The organism is Stenotrophomonas maltophilia group sp. P373 (assembly GCF_053295075.1).
The window spans coordinates 3896806-3921763 of sequence record NZ_CM129994.1 but is presented as its reverse complement, the minus strand read 5'-3'; the positions used below and the strand labels follow the sequence as shown (position 1 = coordinate 3921763).

The following is a 24958-nucleotide window of genomic DNA, read 5'->3' as shown; positions in this document are numbered from 1 at the left end:
AGGGCGAGCGGCGGCGGTGGCCGCACCGCGCAGACGGTAGCAGGTCGGCTGCGTTACTGGGCAGCCTGGATCAGCGCATCGACATCCAGCAGGTGGCCAGCACGATCGGCCTTGGTGCGCAGGTAGTGTTCGTTTTCCGCGGTGATCTCGCCGGTGACCGGAATGCAGTCCAGCACCTCGATGCCGGCATTGCGCAGGCGCTGTGCCTTGGTCGGGTTGTTGCTGAGCAGAGCTACGCGCGAAATGCCCAGGCCATGCAGCATCGCCACCGCACTGCCGTAGCGGCGTTCGTCGGCACCGAAGCCCAGCTGTGCATCGGCGTCGATGGTATCCAGGCCGTCGTGCTGGTAGCCATAGGCGCGCATCTTGGCGGCGATACCGGTGCCGCGGCCTTCCTGGTCCAGGTACAGCAGCACGCCGCCGCCCAGTTCCTTCAGCTTGCGCAGCCCGCGCCGCAGCTGGTCGCCGCAGTCGCACTTGAGCGAGCCGAACAGGTCGCCGGTCAGGCACGAGGAGTGCACGCGTACCGGTACCACCGACGACAGGTCCGGTTCGCCGACGATGATCGCGACCTGGTCGCGCTGGGCCACGCCGCCGCGGAACACCGCGAAGGTGGTCATGCCGACGTCGCGCAGCGGTACCGGCGAACGCGCCACCAGTTCGTAGTCGTGGGCCGCATGTGCTGCGCCTTCGGCCAGGTCGCACAGGGCCACCTCGGCGGCACCGTCGAAAGTGTGGTCATCCACGTCCAGGCGCACCGCGACCATCGCCGGCAGCAGCAGGCCCAGGCGGGCCAGCTCCACCGCGCCGGCATCGAAGGCGTCGCCGGCTGCCCAGCCGTCGGGCATCGGACCGGGCTCGCGCAGGTAACCCAGCGAGGGCAGGGTATCGAAGGCAATGCCGGCCAGCGGCAGGCGCGCGCCTTCCGGCGCTTCCACGCCGAGCACGCGGGCGCGGGTGGCGGTCAGGAACAGGTAGTGGCGCTCGCGCGCGGCACCGGCGAACGTGGCGAAGCTGCTGGCAGTGGCGCTGTCCAGTGCAATCACCGCCAGGCGCTGGCCCTGGCCATCGTGGAGCAGTACCGGGCGACCGGCACGCAGTTCGGCCACCGCGCGTTCGCAGCGGATCGCGGCGGGATCGCCGAACAGGGAAGAGGCAGCAGGCATGGCAGGACCGGGGGAGGCGGACATCGCAGTCTCTATGGGGGCGACGGCGTCGTATTCAACGTGGTGCGGCCGCCGGTCGCAGGGGCCGGACGGGCCCGCGTGGTGCGACCGTCAGTGCGGATGCTCTTCGGTCGCGTACGGGTCTTCCTCGCCGCTGCCCGGTGGCCGCAGCGTATAGCGCTTGTAGGTCCATTGGTACTGCGTCGGGTCGCGGCGGGCGATGCGCTCGATGCCGGCGTTGAGCGCGGTGGCCGCCACCTGCGGGTCCGGGTCGGCCACGGCCGGGTCGGTCGGCTCGATGTGCAGGGCGAATTCCATGTCCGGCCCAACGCGCTCGCACCAGCCATACAGCACGGTGGCGCCGGTGCGCTCGGCCAGCCGGTTGACCAGGGTCATGGTCAGTGCCTGCACGCCGAAGAACGGCACGAACACGCCGTCGCCGGCCTTGGGTTGCTGGTCGGGCAGGATGCCGGTGGCACCGCCGTCCTTGAGCACCTTGAACAGCTGGCGCACGGCGGGGCCCTCGGCGCGTACCTGCTGCACGTTCTGGCCGCCCCGCACCAGCTGCAGGAAGGCGTCGCTGGCCTCGTCCTCCGGTGGCTTGTAGACGATGGCGATGTGCCCGCGCGAGGCCAGCCACTGGTTCAGCAGCTCCCAGTTGCCGAAGTGGGGTGCGGCCACGATCACGCCCTTGCCGCTGGCCAGGGCCGCGTCGTACAGGGATTCGCCGTGGCGCTGCTTCAGGTGCAGGCGCAGGTTGTCGGCCGGCCTCTGGCTCCAGAGCCGCAGCGTCTCGATGGCCTGCAGGGCGGTGGAGCGCAGCAGCTCGCGGTGCAGGCGGTCGCGCGCCGGACCGTCCAGTTCCGGGTAGGCCAGTTCCAGGTTGCGCCGGGTGACGCGGCTCTCGCGAGCGTTGAGACGGACCCACGTCCACGCCAGGGCATGCGCGAACGCCCGCAACAGTGGCCAGGGCAGGCGGGCGAACAGGGTGGTGGCGCGGTAGACCAGCCGGGCTTTGCGTTGCGGATTCATCGGCGCCAGTTTAGCCAAGGGCGCTGCTATCGTGGCCGGCCCTGTTCATTGGAAGCCCACGATGCTCGTCCTGATCCAGCGCGTCAGCCAGGCCGCCGTCCATGTCGACCAGGAAGTGGTGGGGCAGATCGGCCCCGGCCTGCTGGCCCTGGTCGGCATGGAACCGGGCGATACCGAGGCCCAGTTGCGACGGATGGCCGAGCGCCTGCTGGGCTACCGGGTGTTCGCCGACGAGGCCGGGAAGATGAACCGGTCGCTGCGCGACACCGGCGGCGGCCTGCTGCTGGTCAGCCAGTTCACCCTGGCCGCCGATACCCGTTCGGGCATGCGCCCCAGTTTCACGACCGCCGCACCGCCGGACGAGGCTGAACGCGGGTTCAATCGATTTGTCGAGATCTGTCGTGAAAATCACGCGCCCGGGGTGGAAACGGGCCGATTTGGTGCCCATATGGTCGTCAGCCTGGTCAATGACGGTCCCGTGACCTTCCTTCTCAGGCCCTGAGCCTGCGGGACCACCGCCCGGCAGGCGGGGCCCCGGGCTGGTATAATGCTACGTTCCCTATTTCTCCCTAGCCGGTGGCGCGAGCACTACATGGCCAACGAACGTCCTGCCCAATCCGAAATCAAGCAACTGATCAGCAAGGGCCTGGAACAGGGCTACCTGACCTACGCCGAAGTCAATGACCATCTGCCGGACGACATGGTCGACCCGGAACAGATCGAAGACATCATCGGCATGATCAACGGCATGGGCATCGATGTCCATGAAGTTGCGCCGGATGTGGAAACCCTGCTTCTCAACGATGGCAACACCGGCAACCGCGAAGTCGATGACACCGCGGCTGAAGAAGCTGCCGCCGCGCTGAGCGCGCTCGACACCGAAGGTGGCCGTACCACCGACCCGGTGCGCATGTACATGCGCGAAATGGGCACCGTCGAGCTGCTGACCCGCGAAGGCGAAATCGCCATCGCCAAGCGCATCGAGGAAGGCCTTTCGCAGGTCCAGGCGGCCCTGGGCCAGTTCCCGGTTTCGGTCGAGTCGCTGCTGAACGACTACGAAGCCCACAAGGAAGGCAAGAAGCGCCTGGCCGAAGTGATCGTCGGCTTCAACGACCTGGTCGACGAAGAGCCGGCACCGCCGGCGGTCGTTGCCGATGACAGCGCCGATGCGGACGCCGAAGGCGACGAGGACGAGGACGACGATGTCGACGGTGGCGATGAAGAAGCCGCACCGACCGGTCCGGATCCGGAGGAAGTCGCCGCGCGCATGCAGGCACTGAGCGATGCCTTCAACGCTTTCAAGAAGGCCGCAACCAAGGGCGACAAGAAGAACCTGCCGCGCCTGCGCGAAGAGATGTCGGCGGTGTTCGTCACCCTGAAGCTGCCGCTGCCGCTGACCGACGTGCTGACCAAGCAGCTGCGCGACACCATGGCCGACATCAAGTCGCATGAGCGCCGTGTGCTGAACCTGGCCACCGTCACCGCGCGCATGCCGCGCAAGGACTTCATCCGTTCCTGGGAAGGCAACCAGACCAACCTGGAGTGGGTGGAAGACGCACTGAAGCGCAAGCAGAAGTGGTCGTCGGCCCTGCGCGAAGTGAAGGACCAGATCATCGCCGAACAGCAGGCGACGATCGACATCGAGAAGCTGACCCAGCTGGACCTGGAAGAGCTGAAGGAAATCAGCCGTGCCATGGCCTACGGTGAAGCCAAGGCGCGCAAGGCCAAGAAGGAAATGGTCGAGGCCAACCTGCGCCTGGTGATCTCGATTGCCAAGAAGTACACCAACCGTGGCCTGCAGTTCCTCGACCTGATCCAGGAAGGCAACATCGGCCTGATGAAGGCCGTGGACAAGTTCGAGTACCGCCGCGGCTACAAGTTCTCGACCTACGCCACCTGGTGGATCCGCCAGGCGATCACCCGCTCGATCGCCGACCAGGCGCGCACCATCCGTATCCCGGTGCACATGATCGAGACGATCAACAAGTTGAACCGCATTTCCCGCCAGATGCTCCAGCAGTACGGCCGCGAGGCTACGCCGGAGGAGCTGGCCAAGGAAATGGACATGCCGGAAGACAAGATCCGCAAGGTGATGAAGATCGCCAAGGAGCCGATCTCGATGGAAACCCCGATCGGCGACGACGAGGATTCCCATCTGGGCGACTTCATCGAGGACACCAACGTGGAGTCCCCGATCGAGAACACCACCAACATCAACTTGTCCGAAACCGTTCGCGACGTGCTGGCCGGCCTCACCCCGAGGGAAGCCAAGGTGCTGCGCATGCGCTTCGGCATCGACATGAACACCGACCACACGCTGGAAGAGGTCGGCAAGCAGTTCGACGTGACCCGCGAGCGCATCCGCCAGATCGAAGCGAAGGCCCTGCGCAAGCTGCGTCACCCGAGCCGTTCGGAGCAGCTGCGCAGCTTCCTGGATATCGATTGATTTCCAGCGGCTGTTGAAGTGTTGAGAGAAACCCCGCCTGGTGCGGGGTTTTTCTTTGGTCGTTCCCGGCCATGCCGCTCGGATCCTGACGATGTCGCGTCTGCCATTTGATTACTTCCTGCGGTGGCCGCACGCTGACCGTGCAGATGCTCAACACATCGCGTAGGCAGGCCGGTCTCCATCGGCGCTGATGCAAGCGCGCAGCAGGTCACGTACATCACATGCGGCCTGCGGCACTGATTTGCCATGCATCCGGAGTAACGCCATGAATGATGTGGAGCACGACCTGTCTGATTCCCGGCAGACTGATTTTTCGTCGCTGCTTGATTGGGATGAGGTGATGCAGGATGAGCGTGAGGATCGGCTGGGGTTTGCCCGCCGCACGACGTATGCGTTGCTGACGCTGTCTGGTGCGGAACTGGTCGAGGGCTTTGACGGCGGCAACCAGAAGGCACTGGAAGAGGCCAGAAGGACGGTGGCGCTGTTCCAGGCACATCTGCGGCGGCAGATGTGGTTTGCGGACGTGGCGGAGAAGCGGTTGGGGCGTGTTGCTGAGGCTCTTGCTGCTGCCGGGTAGCCGATCGAGCGTGGCCTCCACTACACTGTGGCGCTGCGCAGGGCCTATAGCTCAACGGTTAGAGCAGGGGACTCATAATCCCTTGGTTTCAGGTTCGAATCCTGATGGGCCCACCATCGAATCAGGCACTTAGGATCATCCGCAGTGCCTTCTTCGTCAAGCCAGTACCGCTCGGTGACCGCTCGGTGACCGTTTACGCTCTGCTGCTGTCGCAGTTGGCCGCTGGCCGCCCCGCATCCTCGGGCGTCCACTGCGGGGCGCTCCTGCGTGCGCGGATCCAACGCTGGATGTCGCTCTGGTACCAGCGAGTGCCGCCGCCGACCTTGTGCCTGGGCGGGAAAGTGCCCTTCTCCATCTCGCGGTAGATGTAGCTCTTCTTCATCCCGGTCTGGGCTTCGACCTGCTCGAGCTTCAGCAGGACTTCGGGGATGTTCTCAGCTGCGCCCATCTCGGGCCTCCGCTACTTCAGTGGTGGGCGCCAACAGCAGCGCAGTGTGCGAATCCGACCGCGCCAGGGACACAAGGTTTGCGATCTGTGTCAGGTCCATGGTGGGGTCATCGAAAAGGGCGAGGCCGATCTGGGCCGTCAGCCGCTGGGTCGCCGTCTCCGCCAGCGGCGCCTGCGTGTCGATGGTGGCGAGGGCATATGCGCGCCAGGCGTCGCACGCGGCCTGCAGCTGCGGCTCACCGGCAAATGTGAAGGTCAATGCGCGGCCGCCGCCGCTGGCGGGGCGCGTGCTGGTCAGGGCGGTTTCGAGCGCTGCTGCAACCGCTATGGCCGCGCGCTGGTGGTGGATCAGTGGTGACCGCTCGCCCGCGGCGGCCTTGATGTGCTCAACGGTCAATGTGATTTCTCCTTCGTATGCTCTTCGATTGACTTACGCATCTGCGAAATCCTGAAACCCCACTCGTCCCTTTCCCGCTTGCCTTCACGCTTCAACGCTCGCTCCAGTCGGTCTAGCAGCGGGAGAACCCAGGACGGATTGAACGGCTGGGGTTTCAGCGCGATCGGCACCGGCGGCTTGGGTGGGTTGCAGTACGGATCGGCCCAATCGAAGGGGTCGTTACAGACGGTGCAGTGCGTTCGATCCGCCGACCAGATGTGATCCCGATCTTTGCCGGCCCTGCGGACCTCGTGGAGCAGCGGCTGGGTGTAAAGAGCCCGGACCTGTTCGCCAGCTGCAAGGGCTCGGTACCACTGCCTTTCATCGATCTGATACCAGAACGATCCGCCCCATTGCTCGAGCCTGACGGCCCGCTGCTGGCCGAACAGACGCATCAGCGTGGTGGCCCATCGATTCACCTGATCGGCCGGCACCGCATGACCGGCGCGGCCTGCTGCTCGCATCTCGCGCACGGCGTCACTCGCAGTCTGCGGCGGTGCTGTGCTGATGGTCGAGGCATCGCCGCTCATGCTCCGCCCTCGAGCAGCATCTTGGGATCGATGTGCCACCCTGCTTCGCGAGCAGCACGCAGCCGTAGCTCGTTCGCATCGAACTCGTCCAGCTGCAGCGTTGTGATCGCGCCCTCAACCTGATGCGGCTGCAGGGGGCGGGACGTCCGGCCGAATGCGCGCCAAACGCTGAACACCTGGCAGCCCCAGGCGGGCGCAAGGCATGCCAGCTGCTTGCCGTGCTCCCGGCAGTGACGGCGGATCATGTCCCGCGCGGTGACGTGGGCGGGAGCGGCGCCGCGCAGAGCAGCGCGGATAGATGCAGCATTGCGGCCGGGGCTCATGCGAACAGCTCCAGTTGGGCCGGCAGTGCCGGTGCGCGCGGCGCTGCCGGCAATGCTGCGGGAGCGGCCGCGCGCATGCGCGCGCGCTGTGCAGCGTTGAAGGCGAACCAGAAGCCAAGGCCGTGCCGGCGTGCCTGGCATTCGGTCAGCAGCACGCGTGCTGTGTGTTTGGCCAGGGCAGCGCCGATCATGCCGCCACCGCCATGTCGGCCGGCACCCGGTCAAGGTTGGCCTCTGCGATCGCGAACATGGGTGGCGGACTGACGCTGTTGCCGCACATGCGCACCTGGGCCGTGGTCTTCAGCACGGTGCCGTCGGCGGTGCGGTCGATGATGTAGGTCACCGGGAAGCCCTGCGCACGGAACAGCTCATGCGGTTTGAGCATGCGCAGGCCGATATCCACGATCACGTAGGGCGTGCCCTTGATGACCACAGTGACCAGCGCCAGGCGGTCCTTGGTGGTGACCGTGTCCACGGGGTCATGGAGCCCCACGGCGATGCCGCTGCCGTAGTACTTCACCAAGAAGGCGGCGACGCGCAGGGCGCCTGCTTCCTGTTCGGGGCTCAGGGTGCATTCCACTTCCGCGAAGCGCGTAGCACCGGCGAGCACGGTCGGAAGAGGCACCCGCAGATCGTTCCCCACCACGTTCTGCGCCATCGCCGTCAGGTGTGCAGCGACCAGGCGCTGCTGGCTGCCGCTGGCAGTAATGGTGCTGACCGGGTCGCGAGCATCGTTGCCGGCCCCCTCATAGAACCCGCCGTTGGCCTGTTCCAGAAATGCGGTCGCCAACCCATGGTGGTTGCCTTGGGCAGCGATGGTCGCTATCGGCTCGCACGCATCGCCACCCGCCATGTTGTTGCGCAGGGTGACCAGTGACGCAGCGGCCACGCCGAGGGCATGCGCGGCGCCTGCCGGGCGTGCGGCACCAGCACCAGAAGTGATCGTCGGCACGGGCTCGGTGGCCGCCGTGCCGATGCTGTCGCCGCGGAACTTCACCAGATGCGGCGCGGCCACAGCGTGCTTTACACCGCCCGCGACAATCGTGCCGAGCGGCTGCTGCAGGTCCAGCGCACGCGGGGCCTGGCCCTCGCGCTCGCCGTAGCCCGTCTGGACAAGCGTCGGAGACACGACAGAGAAGTGGCCCCCCTTCACCCCGGCGCATACCGTACGCAGCGGTTCGTTCGCGCGCATGGAGCCGAGGGCGTGGCTGCTGTTCGCGTGCTCGGCGATGAAGGCAGCGGCGGCGCTGCTGTTGTCGCGGCAGGTGGGCGGCACCGGCACGAGGAACGGATCAGCGGACTGCAGCACATGGCGCATTACGCCCTTCGCGACCCGCCGCATGGTCGCATCTGCCAGGTCTCGTTTGCGGCCGAAGATGGACGGGCAGGGGATGGAGAAGTCCAGGCAGTCGGCGGCGGTCACGCGCGGCTTCTGGCCCGGAGCAGAGCCGTGGCTCGGCTCTGGCCACACAATGGCCTGACCGTCGCGGCGGCCGAGCAGGAATAGGCGTTCGCGGCTGGTGCCGGCGCCGTAGTCGCTGGCCACCAACTTCCGCCACTCGACTGCGTAGCCCAGCGCCCCCAGGGCGCCCACGAACTGCCGCCAGGTGCGGCCGCTATGGCGCTTGTCCGGCACCAGCTGCTGGTTTTCGACCGGAACGCGCTCGCCGCGCGCTGCAACGGTGCCGTCCATCTTGATGACGCGGCCGGTGGTCTTGCAGCGCTTTGCCACCAGCGGGCCCCAGGTCAGGATCTGCCAGACGTTCTCCATGGAGATGATGCGCGGCGCGGTGTTGGTCCCGTAAAGCCGATCAGCACGCAGCAGCTGGCCAACCCACTTCAGCACCACCCACGACAATGCGCGGGTCTTGCGGCTGCGCGGCTGGCCGCCCTTGGCCTGGCTGAAGTGCGTGCAGTCGGGCGAGGCATGGAACCAGCCGATAGGGCGGCCGGCCACGTCCACGCGAGGGTCTGCGTGCCAGATATCCTCGCGGTGGTGCTGGGTCAGGGGGTGGTTGGCGGCGTGCATGCCGATGGCCAGCTCGTCGTGGTTGTAGGCCAGGGCGGGATCGATGCCGAGGGCCTGCTTGAGGCCCTCGCTGGCGCCGCCACCGCCGGCGAACAGATCCACAACGATCTCGCCGGGGCGCAGGCGGGAGCGCTGCGGCATGGGGAAGTTGAAAGCGTGGGAGCCGTCAGCCATGGGAGGATTCCTTGGGAGCAAAGGGGCCGGTGTGGCGGTAGTCACGGAGCGGGTCAGTGATGAATCGGCCGTGTTCCTTGCGCAGCACGCTGTACTCGGGAAAGGCGCAGTCGGGAAGGCGCTCGTACGCCTCGGCCATCAGGGCGACGAAGCGTTCCTGCCATTCCAGTGGCATGGACTGAAGCGTTCGCCGAGGAACGACCAGGTATGCGGCACGGGTCAGGCCGAAGGCATTCCACACGGGGCCATCGGAGTAGGCTGATTGGATCGGCTCCGCTTGGACCATTGCAGCGGTGAGCAGCTGGGCAGCCATGGGACGAGTCACGCAGCGCTCCTTTCGCACAGGCCGAGGTCAGAGGTACAGCCGCCGCCGGCCTGGGCTTGGAAGAACAGATCAAACTGGCGGCCGCCTCGGCTGGTGCGGCTCCATTCGACCAGCGTGTCGATCCGCGAGTAGGTGCCAGGGCGCTCCACGTCGGTGGGGTCGGTGACGGCCGGGAAGAACGTTGCGCTGCGGCGCTTGTTGGCCGAGGCGACGATTTCTTCCCACTGTCGGATGCGCTCAATGTGATCGGGGAACAGGTCCGCGATGTTCCGCAGCTCGCCCTTGCGGCAGTTGATGCAGGGCATGCAGCCGACGCGGCCCATGCCTAGGGCATAGAGCGGGTTGGGCTCAAGGCCGTGGCGACGGTGCTGGTCCCATACCTGCTGAACCGTCCAATCGAAGATTGGCCGCCACACGTAGCAGCCGGATTCATGCCGATTGAAGCGCGGCTGCTTGGCGCGGTTGGCGGATTCTTCCGCTCGGATGCCCAGCCACTGCAGCACCGGCCCAGCCTTCAGCATCGGCCCGACCACCTGGGTGGTGATCGGGATCGTCTTCAGTTCCTCGGTGCAGAACTGCGCCATCCGAGAAGGGAAGCGCCCCTTGCTGATGCAGAGATCCAGGAACGGGTTGCCTGTGGGCTCATGCAGCGCAGCGGCCTGCCGAACGATCTCATCAGGGATACCTTCGCTGGGCCAGCGTTCGAGAATGTAAGCGCGATGCTGAGCCAGCTGCCGGGTGAAGTCCGCGCGGACAGTTTCGACCTCGGGGCCGCCAGTCTTGTGCGCCAGCTCGGCAACGTAGTCGTAGACGCGCTGATCCTCGTTGCCGGTGTCGGCAAACACGGCGCGGAAGGGCCGGCCCAGCTCGATAGCACGCAGGTACACCGCCGTGCTGTCCTTGCCGCCGGAGACATTCACCAGGTGCTGTATGCGCTCAGCCATTGCCCACCGCCTGGCTGTCGATTGCAGCGAATGCGGCCTTGCAACCCGGCTTCCGACACCGCTGACGCACAGTGATGGTCTCGGCGTCCACCTCCGTCTCTTCGGTGTGGAACGGGATACCGCAAGCGGGACCACGGTCTGCCCCCCACTTGTTGCCGGGGCGGTCCACGATGGCGTGCCACTTTGGCGGGCGCGGGTTGTGCCCGTGACCACTCGGGCAGGCGTAGAACGACGCATCGCGCAGAGCGGCCTTCACGATTGCACCGCCTGGCTGTCGAGCAGGTACATTTCGTGCGCGACCCGGTTGTCTGCCTCCTTCGTGCGCTCGTCGCGGTACTTGGCGCAGTCCAGCCAAGTGTCCATATCGGCACGGCTGGGTCTGTATGCCTTGGTAAAGAAGGTGTAGCCACCGCAGCACTGATAGCCATGCCAGCCGCCTGCGTGCGGGCCAAGCCGGATAGCGAGCGAGCTACAGCCATCACCGTATCGAACCAGGTCGCCCTCGCGTGGCCATTCCTCAATGGCGGCGCCAGCATCACCCGGCAGCGGCGTCTCGAAGTGCAGGGCGTTCTTTGCCTCCTGCTTGGCACGGATATTCGCCATTACCTTGGGCTGGTTGATGCGAGCCAGCTCCGCGTCTCCTGCAGCGTGCATGTCCAGGCCCGCCACCCAGCAGTAGCCGGCCAAGGTGACCATGACGCCGCCGACTTCCTGCGCAGGCTCGCCGACCGGGCGACCGAAGACGTAGTTGACCAGGGTGGGCACGCGCGCGCTGTCGTAGCCGTTGGCCTGCAGCAGCTCCAGCACTTCCTCCAGCAGGCGGTCGCCGCGCTCGGTCATGTTGCTGTAGAGCGATGGCAGGAAGCACTGGCCCATCCATTCGGCCACGCCAGCCTGGAAGCTGCGCCCCACCGCCTGGCAGGCGGCGATAGCCTCACCGCGCTGGTGCAGCATCATGCAGAAGTTGGCTACGTCGCGCGGGTCGCCCTTCTCCACGTGGTCGCGCAGCATGCGGGTCAGGTCATCTGCGCTGCACTGCGTGGGATCCTCCCAACCGCCACGGCCCTTGGCGCGCGCTTCGGCCATCTTGGCCTTCATGGCTGCGGCAAACGCATCCACGGCCAGGTCGTCCGGGTGCTGATCGCTTACCGGCTGGCGGGCGGCATAGGAAACCACTCGCTTTCCAGCATTGACAGCGGCATCCGCTTCGTCCTGGCGCTGGGTAATCAGCCCATAGGTGCCGTGGTCAATCCACCAGCACGGCGGCGCATCCCCCTGACCACCCGGGGAGGGCTGGGCGGCCGGGGTGGTAGCCATTTGGCGGTCAGCCACAGCGCACCTCCGTAGCGCCCATCAGCACAACTTCACGCACGGCGGCGTCGGTCAGCAGGCGCGCGCGGTCGGCCATATCCCTGAACACCTCCCGTAGGTGGTGCTGCACGCCGATCGGAAGCGTGGTCAAAACTGGGCCGCTGCGGCGGCGAACCTCGTTCTGACACTGGCTCAGAAGATCAGCCAGCACCGGCTCGCGTGCTGCGGCGGCTTCACCATTCAGGGCAATGTCCAGCTGCCGCACCAGGTAGGCCTGCGCATCCTGCTCGAGCGAGAGCAGGGCGTCATGGCTGATCAGTGGCGCAGCGGCGGCGAGGCCGGCGCGGATGGCCTCGGCGTAGCCCTTCTGGGTACCGTGAATGGCGTAGGCAGCGCGGAACGCTTCAATCGCGCTATCGGGGATCGGTGTTGAAGATTTGGCGTCGCTGGGCTGAGGCTGTTTCATCGGGAGATCTCAGGCTGCGGTGGTGGCCGGCTTCTCGGCCATGGCTGCCAAGCGCTCAAGGCGTTCGGCTTCGGCGATGTAGTAGTCGTGACGGTCCTGTCGGACCTTCGCGGAGAAGAACGGATCGGTCAGTGCATGCTCGGCGGCGGCGCGGTTGGCCTTGGCCAGGCGGGCTGGGTCGTGGTCGAAGATGTCGAGCTGGTTGCGGAGGTCCATGGATGCCGCCGGCGAAGCGTCAGCGGAGTTGTGTGCGTGGCCAGAGAGCCGGCATCTGCCGTTGCCACGCTGCGTAGCCCACCTGGATGCCGTTCTTGAGCGAGCGCTGCAGGATCTGGCCGAACTGCACGCGCAGCGAGAACCAGCGGCACGGGTGGGCAGCAACTGCCGCCGCATAGCGCTGCAGCCTCTCTTCGGGCGTCGGTGTGGCCGTGCTGACGATCACCGCGTCCAGGCCGCCGCCGATCGGATGCAGGCCGTCCATCAGCGCACCAACCTGTGAAGGTTCGGCGCGACGCGCTGGCGCTGCTCTTCCGCCTCGCGCTGACGCTGCGCGCTCGCCTGGTGCGTGCAGTACACGCGGTAGGGATGCCGGCGGGGGCGCTTCGCGCGCTCCAAGGCCGCGCGCTGGTCCGACGTCAGATCGGGTGCTGGGAGCTTGATCGCAGGCGCCCTCATGCGGCACCGCCTTGTGCCCGCAACATGCGGCGAAGGTTCCTGCGCACGTCGGCAACGGCTCGGCCGGCACTGGCGCGACGCTCCAGCACTGCGCGCGCGGCAACGTCAGCGGCTGCGGCGACCAGGTTCGGTGCGAAGCCCATACCAGTGGCGGCCGTAGCGGCTGCCTTGGCGGCGACGGCCGCGCGCTGTGCGAGGGGGTAGGTGATGGCGGCGATCATGCTGCACCGGCCTGGCTGATCGTGTAGCCACGGCTGCGGGTGGCATTGATGCGGTAGCCGTGCTGGGCCAGCTTCTGGCGCAGGCGGCAGATGGTCACCTCGACGGTGTTCGACTTGCGGCCGAAGGCGCCGTAGATCTCCCGCTCGATCTGGAAGCGGCTGATCGGGGTGTCACCTGCGTTGATGATCAGCTGCAGCACCCTAGATTCGGTGGGGCTCAGGGGCAGGCGCTGTGTGCCGATCATCGCGGCGCGCGGTTCGGTAAGGAGGCCGGTGATCACGGCGCCACCTCCACGAAGGCCAGTTCGTGCATGACGCACTGCGCCCGGGCCAGCACCGGGGAGGTGCTCGGCTCTTTGCCGTCTGCGGTCGACAGGGGGACAACCGCATTGGCCCGGACGCATGCCGCCGGGGAAATCTCATAGGAGCCGCTCAGGACGGCATCTGCCGCGTCGAGGGAAAGCTGCCAGCGCGCCGGCTCGAAGTTCTGCGTCAGCGCCGCAGTGACGCCGGCTGCGCAGTCGGGCACCCGGTCTGCATCGCGGAAAGCGTTGAGGGTCGTGTTGGCGACGGTGGCACGCAGTGCCCAATCGTCCCCGGCGGCCAGTTCATACACAGCCAGGGCGGCGCAGATGCGGGGGCTGGTGATCACGAGGCCGTCTGGCGCGTCGTCGGTAGCCGCAGCGGGTGCATCGGTGGGGGTGGCCCAGGCAACCACGCCCAGGGCAGTGAAGCATGCCAGGGCGGCCAGGCCGACGCGGGCGGTGCGCTTGGTGCTGAGGGTCAGGGGCATTGCTAGGTCTCCGTTCCGGCGGCTGCCGATGACGGAACAATAGCGCTGCTATCTAACCTTTACAATAGCGATGCTGTTTACGGGTCGTGTTTGTCACAATGAATTTCTGAATCCGTTAAGAAATCAGAATTCCCAACGCTTGAGGCAGTCGCTGTATGCAGCGTCTCTAAACTCCCCCGTGACCACGTCTTTGGCGGCCTCACTGGTCAAGCGAGGAAGGTCATAGGCCTTGTGGACGAAGCCCACGTACGGCTCACCATACTTCGTTGCAGTAGCCATGACGGTAGCCATCGGTGTGCCCATCTGCCTTGCCTTCATGATGCGCTCGGCAGCAGTAGATTCGCCTTCGCACAGTTCGGCCGTTGATCCCTTGAGCGTGTCGATGGCCTCTTGAGCTTTTGTCGCAGCCTCGGCTGCCGATGCAGAAGCACGGGCAGCCGCGGCGCGCGCAGGATCGTTGCTAGGGTTGCTTGCGTTGACGCACCCACAAAGGGCGAGCACCACGATCCCAGCGGCAGAAAAATACTTCCTCATTGGTCATGCCTCTTAACCATAGCGGCTGCGGAGTAAGCCGGCATCTTCAAAGCTGACGCCGTCCCGCAGGCAATCTTCGGCGCGCTCCAAGTCCTTATGCAGCTGGATCAGGTCATCATCCGGAAGCTGTTCGATGCCCATGTAACCGAAACAAGCCTGGTCGATCAGGAGCTGCATGGGAGAGCCCCAACGTCTCTGAAAGTGCCGGATCATTCGGCAGTGGGACTCACGAAGTACGACGTCCATGCGGACCGCCGAGTGCGTGATCTTCCTGCTGACTCCATCAGGTGCTGTAGCCGGCAGCTCAGCCGGCTTTACGCTTCCGACCACCGTGAGCTTGGGCTTGTCGCCCATCTTCCGCTGCGCGCGCAGCGCGATCAGCTGAGCCAGCTTGTCCATCTCCTGATCGAGATCCATCTGTACGCTTCCCCTGTTTCCTCAAATCCGCAGCAAGTGCAACGCGCAGCGCCTGGGCAAACAGATCGGGCGATTGCTCGACATCGAATGTCTCGCCTGTGGCCAGATCTAGAGCCTTGCGCACCACAGCGATGGCGGCCACGACGATATCGGCGTTAAGTCTCGCAACCTGAGACGTGCCGAAACTGTCCATGAGACGAGCGTATTCAGCGCTTACTTCCTGGGGCTGTAGCCCGAGAACATCGGCCAAAGCCTCTGCCTTGTCCCAGGGCACTGGTCGCAAGCCAGTCGAAAACTGAGAAATGAAGCTGGGGGTGACCTCCAGTCGCTCGGCAACCAGCGCCTGGGTCAGGCCGGCGCGGGTGATGGCCTCCGCGATAGCGCGGCCTTCAGCGGTCTTGGGGTTGGCTGGCCTAGGCATATAGCGATGCTATTTGAAGGTGTTCAGGAAAACGAACAGCGATGCTATTTACATGGGTAAATAGCACTGCTATGTTTGGCGCATGAACGAGCCCAACCACCCCGTGGTACCGATCCAAAAGGCCATCGACGCGGTAGGAGGGCAGGGCGCACTAGCGCGCCTGCTCAAGGTTCACCCCGCGTTGGTTTCGCAATGGCGCACAGGCCGTCGGCCGGTTGCCGCGCACCACATCCTGTCGATCGAGGCGATGACCCAAGTCTCGAGGCATGAATTGCGGCCTGACATCTTCGGCGAACTCCCCTGCTCGGAGACCGACCCAGACGCTGACCGGATCGTGCCGGTCGACGCGGCGTAATCGCGTTCTCACCTGAGCGCTGAGCTGCGATCCGCAAGCCACCAAATCCATGAATTTCGGTCGTCCTGTCCATGGCGACCACTTTGCATCGCCTCCCGAGGTGCGTAAATGAAGCCTGATCCTCAGTACCATGAGCCGCGCTCTGCGGTGGTGTTCCGGCACACGACCGACGCCATCCGCAACAGCGGCCACACCGACAGCAGCCTTGCCCAGGCGATCGCCGAGCAGTACATGGCGGACGTAGCGCCAGCCGAGCGCATCCTGCACTTCCATGTCGGTGTAGACGCCGACAGCGCCGAAAAAGCGCTGAAGTCCAACGGCCAGCTCATTGCCCGCATCCGCAATGGCACAGTCAAGATGCCTGTTGACCTGGAAGAGTCGTGGGTTCGTGCGCTGCCGCCGCACTGGCGCGACGCCTGCTCGCGCGAGCTGGCCCAGCGCTATGGCTTTCTCGGTGCCCGAATTCCGATGATGGAGCCGCATGCCGGCGTGCTGGCTGTGGCCCGCCTGTCGGTGGAGTTCGGTCACACGCTCGAAGCGATCACCAACGTCCTGGCCGACGGCCGCATCTGCCCGAAGGACATACCTGAGCTGCGCCGCGCGCTGGACGAGATCGGTCAGCTCGAGGCGGAACTGGTGACGGCCAAGCGCTACGTGTCGGGCCACCTGCAGGATCTGGCGCCGCGAGCGGTGCAGGGTGCGCAGCGATGAGCGGCGGTGCAATGGTGAGCTGGGCAATCGCCGTGGTCAGCGAATTCGACAGTGCCGGCCGTCGCATCCCCGAGAGTGTGGTACCGCTCCTGCCCATGGTGGATGTAGTCCTCTGGGCCAAAGAGCAGCCGCAGCCGGTGCGCGTTGATGTGCTCCAGAAGCAATTCGGCCTGTCGCGCGCGACGGCATATCGCTGGCAGCTAGCGCTGCAGGACCTCAACGATCCGGCGGCCGCCAGGCGGCGGCTTCCCAGCCTGCGGCAGCTGAGCACCGCGATGGGGCGTGAAGTTCCCGTATCGGGTCATGCGGGGGCGACAGGATGAACATCAGTCCGACCCTCGGTCTGCGCTGTGGCCCTGCGCTCCGCGCCGCTCCGGCCGAGCGAGAGCCGGCCGTAGCTCCGGTAGCCACCGCGATGTCTGAAAAGAAGCCGCGGCGCAGCGCGCCGCAGCACGCTCTTGCTGGCTACAACACCACCAGGATCGTCATGGAGTTCGTGCGCTGGGCAGTCGAGCTCAGCGATTTCCCAACCGTTGAGGCCATTGTCCGGCACTTCGGCGTGAGCCGCGCCACGGCGTATCGCTGGCGCAACAGTCTGGGTGAGACATACCGGCTGGAGACGCTGCCGCCCAACGAGCATGAGCTGACCAGGATTGGCAGCTCCGGTGCTGCGGCGCGCGGCAAGCAAGGTGCCGGGGATCCCTGATGATCTACTTCGAGATGTTCCCGGGCGACTACCTCAAGGACACGACCCGACTGTCCCTGACCGACCACGGCGTCTACTTCAAGCTGATGCTGGCGTACTACTCGGAAGAGCAGGCGCTGCCAGAGAGCCTGGCCGAGCTGTACATCATCGCCGGCGCAATCACTGCGGCGGACAAGGCTGCGGTCAAGAAGGTCGCCGAGCGCTACTTCCCCGTGGCAGAAGACGGATTGCGGCACAGCAAGCGCTGCGATGAACAAATCGCCAAGGCGCAAGGCCGTATTGCCGAGGGCCAAGGTCGACGCGATGCCCGAAAGAGCAATGAAACCGAGCGCCAAGCACGCACCCGAGCACGCAGAACCATGCTGTTCGAAGACCTGCGCGCCGTCGGCGTCGTGCCGGGAGGAATGGTCACGATGGCACAGCTGAAGGCGCTCCATGTCACGCATGTCACGGGCGACGAGCGCGTGACATTCGATCAGTTGTCACGCGTGACATGTCACGCAGAGTCACGTGTGACAGGTGGTGTGAACACAGGTGTGAACACGGGTACCCAGACCCCAGACCCCATTACTACTCCAGATACATCACATCTCACTCAAGGATCTCTGGGGGGCGTGACCGACGCGGGGCGTGCGTGCCTGCTGATGCGCAAGGCCGGTTGCCATTCCACCAACCCGAGCCACCCCGACCTGCTGGCCGCCCTGAAGGAGGGCGTGACGCCGGAGACGCTGGGGCACACGGTCGCTGAAGGGCTGGCGCGATCGCCACCGGTCACGAACCCGTTCCCTTGGGCAATCAAGACCGCCCGCAACCGCCATGCGGCAGGCGCAATGCCCGCAATCCCCAATACCACCGGAGGCACCAATGCAAGCCATCAGCCAGGTTCTGCCGATCAGGTCACAGAGCAGCGGCGACAATTCGAGCAGCGCGCGGGAGTTGGCGGCTTTGGTGGAACGGGCGGCGATGTCATCGACGTCGAGTTCGAGCCCGTCCACCACTGAGCCGGACCAGCGCGCGGTGAGCATGCTGTGGACGGTGTGGGAACGGATGGCCGGCATGTTTCCCGGGAAGTGGGTGCGTGAGAACGGCTCAGCCCCGGTGAACAACGCGGGCAGCCTGACCACCGCCGGTGAATTGTGGTTCCAGGTGCTGATCGGAATCACCCCGCGACAGGTCGCCGACGGAATGGGCAACTGCCTGCGCAGTGCGCTGCAGTGGCCGCCCAACCCTGGGCAATTCCGAGCCATGTGCCTGGGCGTGCCGTCGTTGGCCGAGGTCGACGGCCAGATGCGTCCCGGCCAGGCACATAGCGGGTTCACCGTGCTGGTGCGATCGAATCTGGACCTGCACGCCTACGCAACGGCCGAGAGCGGCGCGCAGCAGCAGCGCATGTTGGCCAGCGCCTACGAGAGGGCGGTGAAGCACGTCATGGACGGCGGCGCCGTGCCCGAGGCGATGGCTGCATTGCCTGCACCCAAGCCAGAACTGCACGTGGTGCGCAACCGTGACGCCGCCCGCAGCGCCATGGCGCAGGCCGCGGCGGATCTGGGTTTCGGAGGCACGCATGGAGCCGGCTGAAATCCGCGCCTACCAGCGGCAGCTGCTGCTGTTCTGCTTGGGCATCCACGGCGAGAGCACTGCAGCGGAGGCCTTGGAGCTGATGGGCAACGCCGCGCTCGAGTCAGGCGCGCCGCGCGAGGTGATGCTGCTGAGCACGGCCGCCGTGGCCGGCCTTTTGCGAGAGCTGGACGGTGATGGCCTGGTGCGCAGGTGCGAGAACCGCGACAGCGGCCGCGATGGGCGGCCGGTGGCGACGTGGGCTGCGACTGAGGCCGGCCGCGTAGAGCGTGCGCCGGCGCCGCCCTCGGGTCAGCAGCAGTTGGCCATGCCAATGTTCGCGCCACCATCGGGGCAGCGCACGCGCGGCGGGTTGTCCATGGAACAGCTGATGGCACTGCTTAACGTCGAATTTGACTGCATGCTCGAGCAGATGGACCGCGAGCACCAGGCCGCGCAGCAACGCGCCCGGCAGGAGTTCGACGCATTCCGGCAGCGAGCAATGCGCGTGTGGAGCGCTATGGAGGCATCTGCCTGATGCCGCCGAAGAAGACATCCAGCCGTTCCCTGCGCTACGCAACCGTCCAGGACATGCCGGAAGGCATGCGCCGCCTCGTGCAGGCCAGTGCGCCGGCAGCGGGGCCTGCACCGGCCGCGCCGCGCGCCTACCGCCCGCCGTCTGCTGTTCAGCCCTCTGGCAATGGAAACGCCGCCGGCAAAGTGGCACGCGGTAGGCCGCGGCACGTGCCCGGGGAGATGAACAAGACCGAAGAAGCCTATGCCGCGCATCTGGCGCTGCAGCTGGCCGCCGGCGAGATCGCATGGTTCCGGTTCGAGTCGGTGAAGCTGAAGTTGGCCGAAAAGACCCACCTCACCATCGACTTCTTCGTGATGACGGCCGCTGGTGACCTGGAGGCCCACGAGGTGAAGGGCTTCTGGGAGGAAGACGCCCGCGTGAAGGTGAAGGTGGCCGCCGAGATGTACCCGTTTCGATTCCTGGCAGTCCAGCGCGCCCCAGGCGGCGGCTGGAAAACGGAGGTGTTCTCTTGAACACAATGATGATTGGCGGGGTCACTGTGCGCCGCGACGACGTGGGGAGGTTCTGCCTGAACGACCTGCACCAGGCATCCGGTGGTGCGAAGCGCCACCAGCCCAGCGACTGGCAGCGACTGAAGCAGACCGAGGAACTGGTGGCCGAGCTGGTCAACTCCGGTGATTCCCGGATTTACCCGGTGCACTCGGTGGCCGGCCGCTACGGCGGCAGCTACGTGGTGCGCGAGCTGGTCTATGCCTACGCCATGTGGATCAGCCCCAGCTTCAGCCTGCAGGTGATCCGCGCCTATGACGCGTTGGCGGCAGGGGTGCCTGCACCTGACCCGATGCAGGCGCTGACCGATCCGGCAACGCTGCGCGCGCTGCTTCTGTCTTACAGCGAAAAGGCCGAGATCCTTGAGGCGCGTGTGCAGTACCAGGAGCCGCAGGTCCGCGCGCTGCTGCGGCTGACCCAGGCTGACGGCGCCTTCAACATCAGCACCGCCGCCAAGATGCTGCAGGTCCAGCCGCGCCAGCTGTTCGCCTGGCTGTCCGAGCACGGCTGGATCTACCGCCGCGCGGGCAGCAAGAACTGGCTGGCGTACCAGAACCGCCTGCAGCAGGGCTTGCTGGTGCACAAGGCGTGCATCCAGCGCACCGACGGTGAGCAGGAGCGCATACACGAGCAGGTGCTGGTGACCGCGAAGGGTCTGTCACGGCTGGCCGAGAGCATCGACCGGGGGCAGATGACCTGGGCTCAGGCCGACGCGGCCACCGGTTTGCAGCTGGCTGCGGAGGTGGTCCATGGCTGACCATCCGAGCCTTGCGGACCGGGCAGTGCATGCGCTGGCCGAAGTTGCGGCAATGGATCGAGACGTGCGCAGCAATGATCCGGAATGCCTTGTCGTGTGGAACCTGAAGGATGAGGCCCAACAGATTTTGGCCGAGGCCTTCACCCGCGCGGCTCGCCTTGCCTGTCTGGCCCAAGCGACGCGCCGAGACATGCGCCAAGCAATTGAGGCCGCGCAGCGGCCGGAGGTGAGCTGATGGCCGGGGAAGTCGTCATGCGCCGGGAGGCGACGCCGGTCAAGCCGGGTACCGCCATGGAAGAGCAGCTGCAACTGAAGGGCATTGGTCGGCTGCTGGCGGGCTTCGGGTATCGCTACGGCTCTGAGGTGCAGCTGCACCAGGCTCTGTCGACCGTCCTTGACCAGGCCGGCCATGCCCACGTGCGCGAGTACCGGCTCGATGCCAGCAACCGCGCAGACTTCTGGCTCGACGGCCTGGTGATCGAGGTGAAGGTAGCGGGCTCGCTCGCCGACGCCCTGCGGCAGGTTGGGCGCTACATCAGCCTGCCGCAGGTGCGCGGTGTGCTGCTCGCCACTACCGAGCGCTGGGGTGAACGCCCGCTCGTGGCCCGGCCGGCCTGGCAGGGGAAACCCTTCAACATCATTCGCCTGAAGAGGCAGGCACTGTAATGCAGACGACCTATGGAACCCTTCTGTACAGCGCCGCCGGCAGTACCTGGCGGGTGATCTGCGAGCCACAGGTGCGCGCGCGCATGAAGCGCGTATTTCCCCGTGTGCGCCAGCACGCCGCAGACCACATCGACCTGTCGGCCACGCCGGAGAACAGCCGGGAGCTGCAATGGTTCACCCAGCGATACCCGCTGTCGATGGATGCCGACACGCAGCGCGCGCTGCAGCAGCTGGCGGACGAGCACGTGGACATGGAGCGCAGCCTGGGCGAATTGTTGGCCGGCCGCGTTCAGATTCCAGAGTTCACCTTGGCCAAGCCGCCGCGGGAGTACCAGCGGGTGGCGGGGGCGCAGCTGTCCATCCGCGGCGGGCTGCTGCTGGCCGATGATCTTGGCCTCGGCAAGACGGTCACCGGCATCTGCCCGATGGCCGCGCCGGGAAACCTGCCGGCCGTGGTGGTGTACCCGGCGGCGCTGCCGAACCACTGGCCGGAGAAGTTGGCCGAATTTGCACCGCAGTTGCGCGTGCACCACATCAGGAAGAGCTCGCCATACCCGCTCGTGCGCCAACCGAAGCAGAGGATCAAGGATCTGTGGGGCACGCTGCCGGACGTGATCTTGGTCAGCTACCACAAGCTCCGGGGCTGGGCAGACACGCTGGGGGAGATCGCACAGTACGTGGTGTTTGAGGAATGCCAGCAGCTGCGCAGCCCGGACAGCAGCATCCACAGCGCTTGCCGCCATCTGGCCAGCCGTGCGCGGCTCCGCATGGGCCTGACCGCCACCCCGATCTACAACTACGGCTGCGAGTTCTTCCATGTGGTCGACCCGCTGCTGCCGGGCTGCCTGGGCACCTATGACGAGTTCCTCCGGGAATGGTGCATCTCCGCGCCCGGGGAGAAGGCCAAGCTGCAGGACGCAGAGCAGTTCGGCCAGTACCTGCGGCGCCAGGGGATCATGCTGCGCCGCACCCGCAAGGAAGTGGGGCGTGAGCTACCGGCGCTGTCGAAGATCCCGCACGAGGTGGAATCCGACACCAAAGCACTGGACGCCATCACCGGCGACGCTGCGGCGTTGGCGCGGATCATCCTGCGGGCCAACGAGCAGTACCGCGGCGAGAAGATGCAGGCCGCCGGCGAGTTCGACCGCCTGCTGCGGCAGGCGACCGGCGTGGCCAAGGCGCCCTACGTGGCCGAGTTCGTCAGGTTGCTGCTGGAGAGCGGCCAGAAGGTGCTGCTGTTCGGCTGGCACCGGGAGGTCTATAGCATCTGGCAGGAGAAGCTGGCTGCGTACAACCCGGTCATGTACACCGGCAGCGAGTCGCCGAGCCAGAAGCAGGCAGCGAAAGACGCATTCATCAGCGGCGATAGCCAGGTGATGCTGATCAGCCTCCGCTCGGGTGCGGGCATCGACGGGCTGCAGCACATATGCAGCACCGTGGTGTTCGGCGAACTGGACTGGTCGCCAGGTGTCCACGAGCAGTGCATCGGCCGCGTCCACCGCGACGGGCAGACCGAGCCGGTCATGGCGTACTTCCTGCTCTCCGACAGCGGCAGCGACCCGATCGTGTCGGACGTGCTCGGGGTGAAGCGGGAACAGATCGAAGGCGTCCGCAGCCCCGGGGAACACCTGGTGGAGCGCCTGGACGTAGGCGAGAACCAGTTGCGCGCGCTGGCCCAGCAGTTCCTTCAACAGCAGGGCGTGGCCCTGGAAACAACGAACGTGACAGACATGGAGACCTCGCGATGATTCCCAAATTCCTCAGCCTGGACGAGGCAAGCCACCACCTGTACCTGGAAGGAAAGGAGGGCCCAATCAGGTGCCAGGTTGACGGCAGCCTGTGGGAGGTCTGGCAGGACGGCCGGTCCCGCTGGGTCAGCAACTGCGAGGTGGCCTGATGTCAGCTGTAGCCGCGCCAGCGCCCGCGGCCGCCCTGACGCCGTGCGGCAACTGCGGCAGCGACGAAGTACGCATGCGCGCGCGGGGCAGCGCCAGCAGCCGGCGCACCGCGCAGGTTGTCTGCGCGAGCTGCAGCGCCCAGAGTGAGCTGTGCGTCGGCGCAGATGCCGAAGCTCAGGCGGCAAAGGCATGGGGCCACAAACCCCACCTGCCTCCGGCGCCACCAGCAGCGAGGGTGGTGCGCGACCGAGTGCAGGTGCCTGAACCCACCCTGCAGCGTGACCCGCTCGAGCTGATCGCACGCATGCTCGTCGGCGGCAGTTTCCGCGAGCCATCGAACGGCCGGTCGTCCATACAGCCATTGACGTCCGCCGACATCGCAGGTGCCGTCGGGCTGATGCGGGATCCGGTTGCCAAGCAGGCAGCTGTAGCGGTTGCGCTACGGGGGCAGGGCGTGCCCTTAGCCTCGCTCGGGCGGGCGCTGGCTAGGCGTGTGATGCGACAGATCCAGTGGGAGCGTCGAAATGGGGCCGAGCTCGCGCTTCGACTGGACGAGCCGGCAGACCGTTGGCGAATGCGCCTTGTGATGCAGGATGCCGTGAACGATCTGGTATGGCCCGAACGGAAGGGCACCGCGCAGGAAGCTGCGAAAGCAGTCAAGATGCGCAAGGGGGCGTACTTGCGGGTGCACGCATTGGCGACCGCAGCACTACGTCAGGCTCTGGAGGATGGCCGGCAAGAGTTCAAGGGACGACTGTTTGGAGCACCTACAAAAAAAGGCCCCACTTAGGGGCCTTTTTCGTTGATCTTTTAGGCTGGAGAAAGTTCCATGCCGAATCCTGGCGAGGTGTAACGCTTGGCTTCTCTCTTCATCACGAGCTTAAGCTTTCGCCCACTGGAGTTTGACATCACTTCACGGATAACTGCATCACTTGCCGGTAGCTTGACCGTCTGATCCGGGCTGCGCTTAAACGCGGTGCTCAAAGCAACGGATAGACGAGCAATCTTCTTGCAGGCGTACTCGATAGACAGCACCAAGGTGAGTATTCCACTCAGGATCACAGACTTCGTGATCAGCAACCTGACCATGTGCACCATAGCCTTACGCATAACCGAATCAACCAGTTTGCGTTCATCAGGCGCCAAACGTTCGAAAGCTGCGTCCCATTCCTTTGTGCTGATCTTCTGACCTCTTATCTTTGCGACAAGTTGCGTCGTGAACATCTGCATAAGGCTCATGTCGTGAGCATAGCGAATGAAGCCATTAATCATCTGCCTACATGCCCTGTAGCCAGGACTCTTGAAGTCCAGCTTTCCTTCGGCGGCCATATCGAACAGCTCATCTCGAAGTTCGAACAAGTTGTAGCGCGCTAGCGCGATAGCGGAATGAGGGTAAACGTTAAAAATCACGTGCCAGATCGCGAGAATGAGCGCGATTACGAACGCTGAACTAATTAACGTGATCATATTCTGTCCCTCTCGTGGGTCTCTCCGTCGTGCCCAAGGTTGCTGCTCGATCTGTCCGGATCCAATTCAGTCTCACGTTCCTTCGTGGTTCTAGATGCTCTTTGAACATGTCCGGCAATAACTCTACGCAGACGCTTGTTAGAACGAATGAAGACGGGCCATGCGGCGAGAGTCACTATTTGGACCCACCAAGCTGGTGCAAGTTCCTTAATGACGTCCCCCAAGCTGCCGCAAAGGTCTACCGCTGCGTTCAGGATGGTGGTCTTGCCGGCTATCTCTCGGATCGACAGCCATCCGCCTGTACACAGAGTGCCGTACTTGATTAGCTGCTTTGCGATTGCAGCCAGGTTGCTGCTAAGCCTAGACGTCTGCATCTGCTTCAGACGTTCCTTCAGTCGTTCGTTTTCCCTAACCAAGTCTTCCCGAGAAGACGGTCCGTGCTTCTTGCTCAAGTTATGGCCCCCCTGCGAGAGCGAACTTTAAGCC

At 65.4% G+C, this 24958-nt stretch carries 38 protein-coding genes and 1 tRNA gene; 17 read left to right on the top strand and 22 right to left on the bottom strand.

What is annotated here, in order from left to right; all coding sequences use genetic code 11:
* Positions 1-53: 53 nt before the first annotated feature.
* Together ribA and ACSYHF_RS18160 are read right to left on the bottom strand one after the other, a co-directional pair.
* A complete protein-coding gene (ribA, locus tag ACSYHF_RS18165) occupies positions 54-1190 on the bottom strand; it encodes a GTP cyclohydrolase II RibA (protein ID WP_053496995.1) in 1137 nt (378 codons plus the stop codon).
* 87 nt (positions 1191-1277) lie between these two features.
* Positions 1278-2198 carry a lauroyl acyltransferase gene (locus ACSYHF_RS18160; protein WP_053496997.1) on the bottom strand — a complete coding sequence of 307 codons (921 nt, stop codon included), beginning with the start codon at positions 2196-2198 and terminating at the stop codon, positions 1278-1280.
* A 61-nt stretch (positions 2199-2259) separates the two neighbouring features.
* Between ACSYHF_RS18160 and dtd the strand changes: the two genes are divergently transcribed.
* The 4 genes from dtd (at position 2260) to ACSYHF_RS18140 (ending at position 5337) form a co-directional block, all read left to right on the top strand.
* Positions 2260-2700, top strand: coding sequence for a D-aminoacyl-tRNA deacylase (dtd, locus tag ACSYHF_RS18155; RefSeq protein WP_005419588.1), 441 nt, complete (start codon positions 2260-2262; stop codon positions 2698-2700).
* Between the two features lie 90 nt (positions 2701-2790).
* Positions 2791-4644: an RNA polymerase sigma factor RpoD gene (rpoD, locus tag ACSYHF_RS18150; protein WP_005419586.1), complete on the top strand. Its 1854-nt coding sequence runs from the start codon at positions 2791-2793 to the stop codon at positions 4642-4644.
* A 265-nt stretch (positions 4645-4909) separates the two neighbouring features.
* The gene (locus tag ACSYHF_RS18145; RefSeq protein ID WP_262221022.1) at positions 4910-5221 is read left to right on the top strand and encodes a hypothetical protein; all 312 of its coding nucleotides are present in this window, start codon (positions 4910-4912) and stop codon (positions 5219-5221) included.
* Between the two features lie 40 nt (positions 5222-5261).
* Positions 5262-5337 (top strand) — tRNA-Ile (locus tag ACSYHF_RS18140).
* Between the two features lie 77 nt (positions 5338-5414).
* Here ACSYHF_RS18140 and ACSYHF_RS18135 read toward each other — a convergent pair.
* The 18 genes from ACSYHF_RS18135 to ACSYHF_RS18050 form a co-directional block, all read right to left on the bottom strand.
* Entirely contained in the window at positions 5415-5669 is a 255-nt protein-coding gene (locus ACSYHF_RS18135) for a helix-turn-helix transcriptional regulator (protein ID WP_447575907.1), read from the bottom strand.
* Positions 5656-6066 (bottom strand): hypothetical protein, encoded by a 411-nt coding sequence (locus tag ACSYHF_RS18130; RefSeq protein ID WP_447575906.1) that lies wholly within the window; start codon positions 6064-6066, stop codon positions 5656-5658. The genes ACSYHF_RS18135 and ACSYHF_RS18130 overlap by 14 nt, the downstream gene beginning before the upstream one ends.
* Positions 6063-6635 carry a hypothetical protein gene (locus tag ACSYHF_RS18125; RefSeq protein ID WP_447575905.1) on the bottom strand — a complete coding sequence of 191 codons (573 nt, stop codon included), beginning with the start codon at positions 6633-6635 and terminating at the stop codon, positions 6063-6065. Before ACSYHF_RS18125 ends, ACSYHF_RS18130 begins: the two co-directional genes overlap by 4 nt.
* Positions 6632-6958: a hypothetical protein gene (locus tag ACSYHF_RS18120; RefSeq protein WP_241898948.1), complete on the bottom strand. Its 327-nt coding sequence runs from the start codon at positions 6956-6958 to the stop codon at positions 6632-6634. Before ACSYHF_RS18120 ends, ACSYHF_RS18125 begins: the two co-directional genes overlap by 4 nt.
* On the bottom strand, positions 6955-7149 hold the full coding sequence (locus ACSYHF_RS18115; RefSeq protein WP_447575904.1) for a hypothetical protein: 195 nt from the start codon (positions 7147-7149) through the stop codon (positions 6955-6957). The genes ACSYHF_RS18120 and ACSYHF_RS18115 overlap by 4 nt, the downstream gene beginning before the upstream one ends.
* Positions 7146-9161 carry a DNA cytosine methyltransferase gene (locus ACSYHF_RS18110; RefSeq protein ID WP_447575903.1) on the bottom strand — a complete coding sequence of 672 codons (2016 nt, stop codon included), beginning with the start codon at positions 9159-9161 and terminating at the stop codon, positions 7146-7148. Before ACSYHF_RS18110 ends, ACSYHF_RS18115 begins: the two co-directional genes overlap by 4 nt.
* Complete coding sequence (locus ACSYHF_RS18105) at positions 9154-9474, bottom strand: hypothetical protein (protein ID WP_447575902.1); 321 nt, start codon at positions 9472-9474, stop codon at positions 9154-9156. Before ACSYHF_RS18105 ends, ACSYHF_RS18110 begins: the two co-directional genes overlap by 8 nt.
* Before the next feature lie 8 nt (positions 9475-9482).
* On the bottom strand, positions 9483-10430 hold the full coding sequence (locus tag ACSYHF_RS18100) for a phosphoadenosine phosphosulfate reductase domain-containing protein (RefSeq protein WP_447575901.1): 948 nt from the start codon (positions 10428-10430) through the stop codon (positions 9483-9485).
* Positions 10431-10682: 252 nt separating this feature from the next.
* Complete coding sequence (locus tag ACSYHF_RS18095; RefSeq protein ID WP_447575900.1) at positions 10683-11762, bottom strand: hypothetical protein; 1080 nt, start codon at positions 11760-11762, stop codon at positions 10683-10685.
* Positions 11755-12207, bottom strand: a complete 453-nt coding sequence (locus ACSYHF_RS18090) for a hypothetical protein (protein ID WP_447575899.1) — start codon at positions 12205-12207, stop codon at positions 11755-11757. Before ACSYHF_RS18090 ends, ACSYHF_RS18095 begins: the two co-directional genes overlap by 8 nt.
* Before the next feature lie 9 nt (positions 12208-12216).
* Positions 12217-12423 (bottom strand): hypothetical protein, encoded by a 207-nt coding sequence (locus tag ACSYHF_RS18085; RefSeq protein WP_099498182.1) that lies wholly within the window; start codon positions 12421-12423, stop codon positions 12217-12219.
* Positions 12424-12442: 19 nt separating this feature from the next.
* On the bottom strand, positions 12443-12688 hold the full coding sequence (locus ACSYHF_RS18080; protein ID WP_049468170.1) for a hypothetical protein: 246 nt from the start codon (positions 12686-12688) through the stop codon (positions 12443-12445).
* Between the two features lie 190 nt (positions 12689-12878).
* On the bottom strand, positions 12879-13103 hold the full coding sequence (locus ACSYHF_RS18075) for a hypothetical protein (protein ID WP_447575898.1): 225 nt from the start codon (positions 13101-13103) through the stop codon (positions 12879-12881).
* A complete protein-coding gene (locus ACSYHF_RS18070) occupies positions 13100-13384 on the bottom strand; it encodes a winged helix-turn-helix domain-containing protein (RefSeq protein ID WP_447575897.1) in 285 nt (94 codons plus the stop codon). Before ACSYHF_RS18070 ends, ACSYHF_RS18075 begins: the two co-directional genes overlap by 4 nt.
* The gene (locus ACSYHF_RS18065; RefSeq protein WP_447575896.1) at positions 13381-13896 is read right to left on the bottom strand and encodes a hypothetical protein; all 516 of its coding nucleotides are present in this window, start codon (positions 13894-13896) and stop codon (positions 13381-13383) included. The genes ACSYHF_RS18070 and ACSYHF_RS18065 overlap by 4 nt, the downstream gene beginning before the upstream one ends.
* A 123-nt stretch (positions 13897-14019) precedes the next feature.
* Positions 14020-14430 (bottom strand): hypothetical protein, encoded by a 411-nt coding sequence (locus ACSYHF_RS18060; RefSeq protein ID WP_197591095.1) that lies wholly within the window; start codon positions 14428-14430, stop codon positions 14020-14022.
* A gap of 12 nt (positions 14431-14442) precedes the next feature.
* Positions 14443-14847: a hypothetical protein gene (locus ACSYHF_RS18055; RefSeq protein ID WP_223224759.1), complete on the bottom strand. Its 405-nt coding sequence runs from the start codon at positions 14845-14847 to the stop codon at positions 14443-14445.
* On the bottom strand, positions 14735-15268 hold the full coding sequence (locus tag ACSYHF_RS18050; RefSeq protein ID WP_080473171.1) for a helix-turn-helix domain-containing protein: 534 nt from the start codon (positions 15266-15268) through the stop codon (positions 14735-14737). Before ACSYHF_RS18050 ends, ACSYHF_RS18055 begins: the two co-directional genes overlap by 113 nt.
* 82 nt (positions 15269-15350) lie before the next feature.
* On the opposite strand from ACSYHF_RS18050, the gene ACSYHF_RS18045 reads away from it, so the two are divergent.
* The 12 genes from ACSYHF_RS18045 to ACSYHF_RS17990 all read left to right on the top strand — a co-directional run bounded on the left by ACSYHF_RS18045 (position 15351) and on the right by ACSYHF_RS17990 (position 22855).
* Complete coding sequence (locus ACSYHF_RS18045; protein ID WP_064239327.1) at positions 15351-15623, top strand: helix-turn-helix domain-containing protein; 273 nt, start codon at positions 15351-15353, stop codon at positions 15621-15623.
* A gap of 108 nt (positions 15624-15731) precedes the next feature.
* Complete coding sequence (locus ACSYHF_RS18040) at positions 15732-16334, top strand: hypothetical protein (protein ID WP_234413093.1); 603 nt, start codon at positions 15732-15734, stop codon at positions 16332-16334.
* Positions 16331-16657: a hypothetical protein gene (locus ACSYHF_RS18035; protein WP_197591096.1), complete on the top strand. Its 327-nt coding sequence runs from the start codon at positions 16331-16333 to the stop codon at positions 16655-16657. The genes ACSYHF_RS18040 and ACSYHF_RS18035 overlap by 4 nt, the downstream gene beginning before the upstream one ends.
* Before the next feature lie 92 nt (positions 16658-16749).
* Complete coding sequence (locus ACSYHF_RS18030; protein WP_447575895.1) at positions 16750-17040, top strand: hypothetical protein; 291 nt, start codon at positions 16750-16752, stop codon at positions 17038-17040.
* Positions 17040-18041 carry a YdaU family protein gene (locus ACSYHF_RS18025; protein WP_231352332.1) on the top strand — a complete coding sequence of 334 codons (1002 nt, stop codon included), beginning with the start codon at positions 17040-17042 and terminating at the stop codon, positions 18039-18041. Before ACSYHF_RS18030 ends, ACSYHF_RS18025 begins: the two co-directional genes overlap by 1 nt.
* Positions 17989-18618 (top strand): hypothetical protein, encoded by a 630-nt coding sequence (locus ACSYHF_RS18020; RefSeq protein ID WP_447575894.1) that lies wholly within the window; start codon positions 17989-17991, stop codon positions 18616-18618. Before ACSYHF_RS18025 ends, ACSYHF_RS18020 begins: the two co-directional genes overlap by 53 nt.
* The gene (locus ACSYHF_RS18015; RefSeq protein ID WP_447575893.1) at positions 18605-19135 is read left to right on the top strand and encodes a hypothetical protein; all 531 of its coding nucleotides are present in this window, start codon (positions 18605-18607) and stop codon (positions 19133-19135) included. Before ACSYHF_RS18020 ends, ACSYHF_RS18015 begins: the two co-directional genes overlap by 14 nt.
* Positions 19135-19647: a hypothetical protein gene (locus tag ACSYHF_RS18010; RefSeq protein ID WP_447575892.1), complete on the top strand. Its 513-nt coding sequence runs from the start codon at positions 19135-19137 to the stop codon at positions 19645-19647. The genes ACSYHF_RS18015 and ACSYHF_RS18010 overlap by 1 nt, the downstream gene beginning before the upstream one ends.
* Before the next feature lie 5 nt (positions 19648-19652).
* Entirely contained in the window at positions 19653-20441 is a 789-nt protein-coding gene (locus tag ACSYHF_RS18005; RefSeq protein ID WP_447576446.1) for a phage antirepressor KilAC domain-containing protein, read from the top strand.
* Complete coding sequence (locus ACSYHF_RS18000; RefSeq protein ID WP_180890537.1) at positions 20434-20676, top strand: hypothetical protein; 243 nt, start codon at positions 20434-20436, stop codon at positions 20674-20676. The genes ACSYHF_RS18005 and ACSYHF_RS18000 overlap by 8 nt, the downstream gene beginning before the upstream one ends.
* A complete protein-coding gene (locus ACSYHF_RS17995) occupies positions 20676-21107 on the top strand; it encodes a hypothetical protein (protein ID WP_447575891.1) in 432 nt (143 codons plus the stop codon). The genes ACSYHF_RS18000 and ACSYHF_RS17995 overlap by 1 nt, the downstream gene beginning before the upstream one ends.
* Complete coding sequence (locus ACSYHF_RS17990; RefSeq protein WP_447575890.1) at positions 21107-22855, top strand: SNF2-related protein; 1749 nt, start codon at positions 21107-21109, stop codon at positions 22853-22855. Before ACSYHF_RS17995 ends, ACSYHF_RS17990 begins: the two co-directional genes overlap by 1 nt.
* A gap of 151 nt (positions 22856-23006) precedes the next feature.
* On the opposite strand, the gene ACSYHF_RS17985 is transcribed toward ACSYHF_RS17990, so the two are convergent.
* Entirely contained in the window at positions 23007-23204 is a 198-nt protein-coding gene (locus ACSYHF_RS17985; protein WP_447575889.1) for a hypothetical protein, read from the bottom strand.
* Between the two features lie 57 nt (positions 23205-23261).
* Here ACSYHF_RS17985 and ACSYHF_RS17980 point away from each other — a divergent pair, with 57 nt between their 5' ends.
* Positions 23262-23795 carry a hypothetical protein gene (locus ACSYHF_RS17980; protein ID WP_447575888.1) on the top strand — a complete coding sequence of 178 codons (534 nt, stop codon included), beginning with the start codon at positions 23262-23264 and terminating at the stop codon, positions 23793-23795.
* A 20-nt stretch (positions 23796-23815) separates the two neighbouring features.
* Here ACSYHF_RS17980 and ACSYHF_RS17975 read toward each other — a convergent pair whose 3' ends face one another.
* Positions 23816-24472: a hypothetical protein gene (locus ACSYHF_RS17975; RefSeq protein ID WP_447575887.1), complete on the bottom strand. Its 657-nt coding sequence runs from the start codon at positions 24470-24472 to the stop codon at positions 23816-23818.
* Positions 24473-24958: the final 486 nt, after the last annotated feature.

Excerpts from the sequence above, each read along its gene's own strand:
- ACSYHF_RS18065 (WP_447575896.1), bottom strand. The coding sequence starts at position 13,896 with ATGCCCCTGACCCTCAGCACCAAGCGCACCGCCCGCGTCGGCCTGGCC.
- ACSYHF_RS18135 (WP_447575907.1), bottom strand. The coding sequence starts at position 5,669 with ATGGGCGCAGCTGAGAACATCCCCGAAGTCCTGCTGAAGCTCGAGCAG.
- ACSYHF_RS18075 (WP_447575898.1), bottom strand. The coding sequence starts at position 13,103 with ATGATCGCCGCCATCACCTACCCCCTCGCACAGCGCGCGGCCGTCGCC.
- ACSYHF_RS18010 (WP_447575892.1), top strand. The coding sequence starts at position 19,135 with ATGCCGCCGAAGAAGACATCCAGCCGTTCCCTGCGCTACGCAACCGTC.
- ACSYHF_RS18030 (WP_447575895.1), top strand. The coding sequence starts at position 16,750 with ATGTCTGAAAAGAAGCCGCGGCGCAGCGCGCCGCAGCACGCTCTTGCT.
- ACSYHF_RS18015 (WP_447575893.1), top strand. The coding sequence starts at position 18,605 with ATGGAGCCGGCTGAAATCCGCGCCTACCAGCGGCAGCTGCTGCTGTTC.
- ACSYHF_RS18005 (WP_447576446.1), top strand. The coding sequence starts at position 19,653 with ATGATGATTGGCGGGGTCACTGTGCGCCGCGACGACGTGGGGAGGTTC.
- ACSYHF_RS18125 (WP_447575905.1), bottom strand. The coding sequence starts at position 6,635 with ATGAGCGGCGATGCCTCGACCATCAGCACAGCACCGCCGCAGACTGCG.
- dtd (WP_005419588.1), top strand. The coding sequence starts at position 2,260 with ATGCTCGTCCTGATCCAGCGCGTCAGCCAGGCCGCCGTCCATGTCGAC.
- ACSYHF_RS18040 (WP_234413093.1), top strand. The coding sequence starts at position 15,732 with ATGAAGCCTGATCCTCAGTACCATGAGCCGCGCTCTGCGGTGGTGTTC.
- ACSYHF_RS18115 (WP_447575904.1), bottom strand. The coding sequence starts at position 7,149 with ATGATCGGCGCTGCCCTGGCCAAACACACAGCACGCGTGCTGCTGACC.
- ACSYHF_RS18145 (WP_262221022.1), top strand. The coding sequence starts at position 4,910 with ATGAATGATGTGGAGCACGACCTGTCTGATTCCCGGCAGACTGATTTT.
- ribA (WP_053496995.1), bottom strand. The coding sequence starts at position 1,190 with ATGTCCGCCTCCCCCGGTCCTGCCATGCCTGCTGCCTCTTCCCTGTTC.
- ACSYHF_RS18035 (WP_197591096.1), top strand. The coding sequence starts at position 16,331 with ATGAGCGGCGGTGCAATGGTGAGCTGGGCAATCGCCGTGGTCAGCGAA.
- ACSYHF_RS18080 (WP_049468170.1), bottom strand. The coding sequence starts at position 12,688 with ATGGACGGCCTGCATCCGATCGGCGGCGGCCTGGACGCGGTGATCGTC.
- ACSYHF_RS18160 (WP_053496997.1), bottom strand. The coding sequence starts at position 2,198 with ATGAATCCGCAACGCAAAGCCCGGCTGGTCTACCGCGCCACCACCCTG.
- ACSYHF_RS18110 (WP_447575903.1), bottom strand. The coding sequence starts at position 9,161 with ATGGCTGACGGCTCCCACGCTTTCAACTTCCCCATGCCGCAGCGCTCC.
- ACSYHF_RS18105 (WP_447575902.1), bottom strand. The coding sequence starts at position 9,474 with ATGGCTGCCCAGCTGCTCACCGCTGCAATGGTCCAAGCGGAGCCGATC.
- ACSYHF_RS18090 (WP_447575899.1), bottom strand. The coding sequence starts at position 12,207 with ATGAAACAGCCTCAGCCCAGCGACGCCAAATCTTCAACACCGATCCCC.
- ACSYHF_RS18055 (WP_223224759.1), bottom strand. The coding sequence starts at position 14,847 with ATGGATCTCGATCAGGAGATGGACAAGCTGGCTCAGCTGATCGCGCTG.
- ACSYHF_RS18025 (WP_231352332.1), top strand. The coding sequence starts at position 17,040 with ATGATCTACTTCGAGATGTTCCCGGGCGACTACCTCAAGGACACGACC.
- ACSYHF_RS18050 (WP_080473171.1), bottom strand. The coding sequence starts at position 15,268 with ATGCCTAGGCCAGCCAACCCCAAGACCGCTGAAGGCCGCGCTATCGCG.
- ACSYHF_RS18000 (WP_180890537.1), top strand. The coding sequence starts at position 20,434 with ATGGCTGACCATCCGAGCCTTGCGGACCGGGCAGTGCATGCGCTGGCC.
- ACSYHF_RS17990 (WP_447575890.1), top strand. The coding sequence starts at position 21,107 with ATGCAGACGACCTATGGAACCCTTCTGTACAGCGCCGCCGGCAGTACC.
- ACSYHF_RS18085 (WP_099498182.1), bottom strand. The coding sequence starts at position 12,423 with ATGGACCTCCGCAACCAGCTCGACATCTTCGACCACGACCCAGCCCGC.
- ACSYHF_RS17975 (WP_447575887.1), bottom strand. The coding sequence starts at position 24,472 with ATGATCACGTTAATTAGTTCAGCGTTCGTAATCGCGCTCATTCTCGCG.
- ACSYHF_RS18060 (WP_197591095.1), bottom strand. The coding sequence starts at position 14,430 with ATGAGGAAGTATTTTTCTGCCGCTGGGATCGTGGTGCTCGCCCTTTGT.
- ACSYHF_RS17995 (WP_447575891.1), top strand. The coding sequence starts at position 20,676 with ATGGCCGGGGAAGTCGTCATGCGCCGGGAGGCGACGCCGGTCAAGCCG.
- ACSYHF_RS18100 (WP_447575901.1), bottom strand. The coding sequence starts at position 10,430 with ATGGCTGAGCGCATACAGCACCTGGTGAATGTCTCCGGCGGCAAGGAC.
- rpoD (WP_005419586.1), top strand. The coding sequence starts at position 2,791 with ATGGCCAACGAACGTCCTGCCCAATCCGAAATCAAGCAACTGATCAGC.
- ACSYHF_RS18120 (WP_241898948.1), bottom strand. The coding sequence starts at position 6,958 with ATGAGCCCCGGCCGCAATGCTGCATCTATCCGCGCTGCTCTGCGCGGC.
- ACSYHF_RS18045 (WP_064239327.1), top strand. The coding sequence starts at position 15,351 with ATGAACGAGCCCAACCACCCCGTGGTACCGATCCAAAAGGCCATCGAC.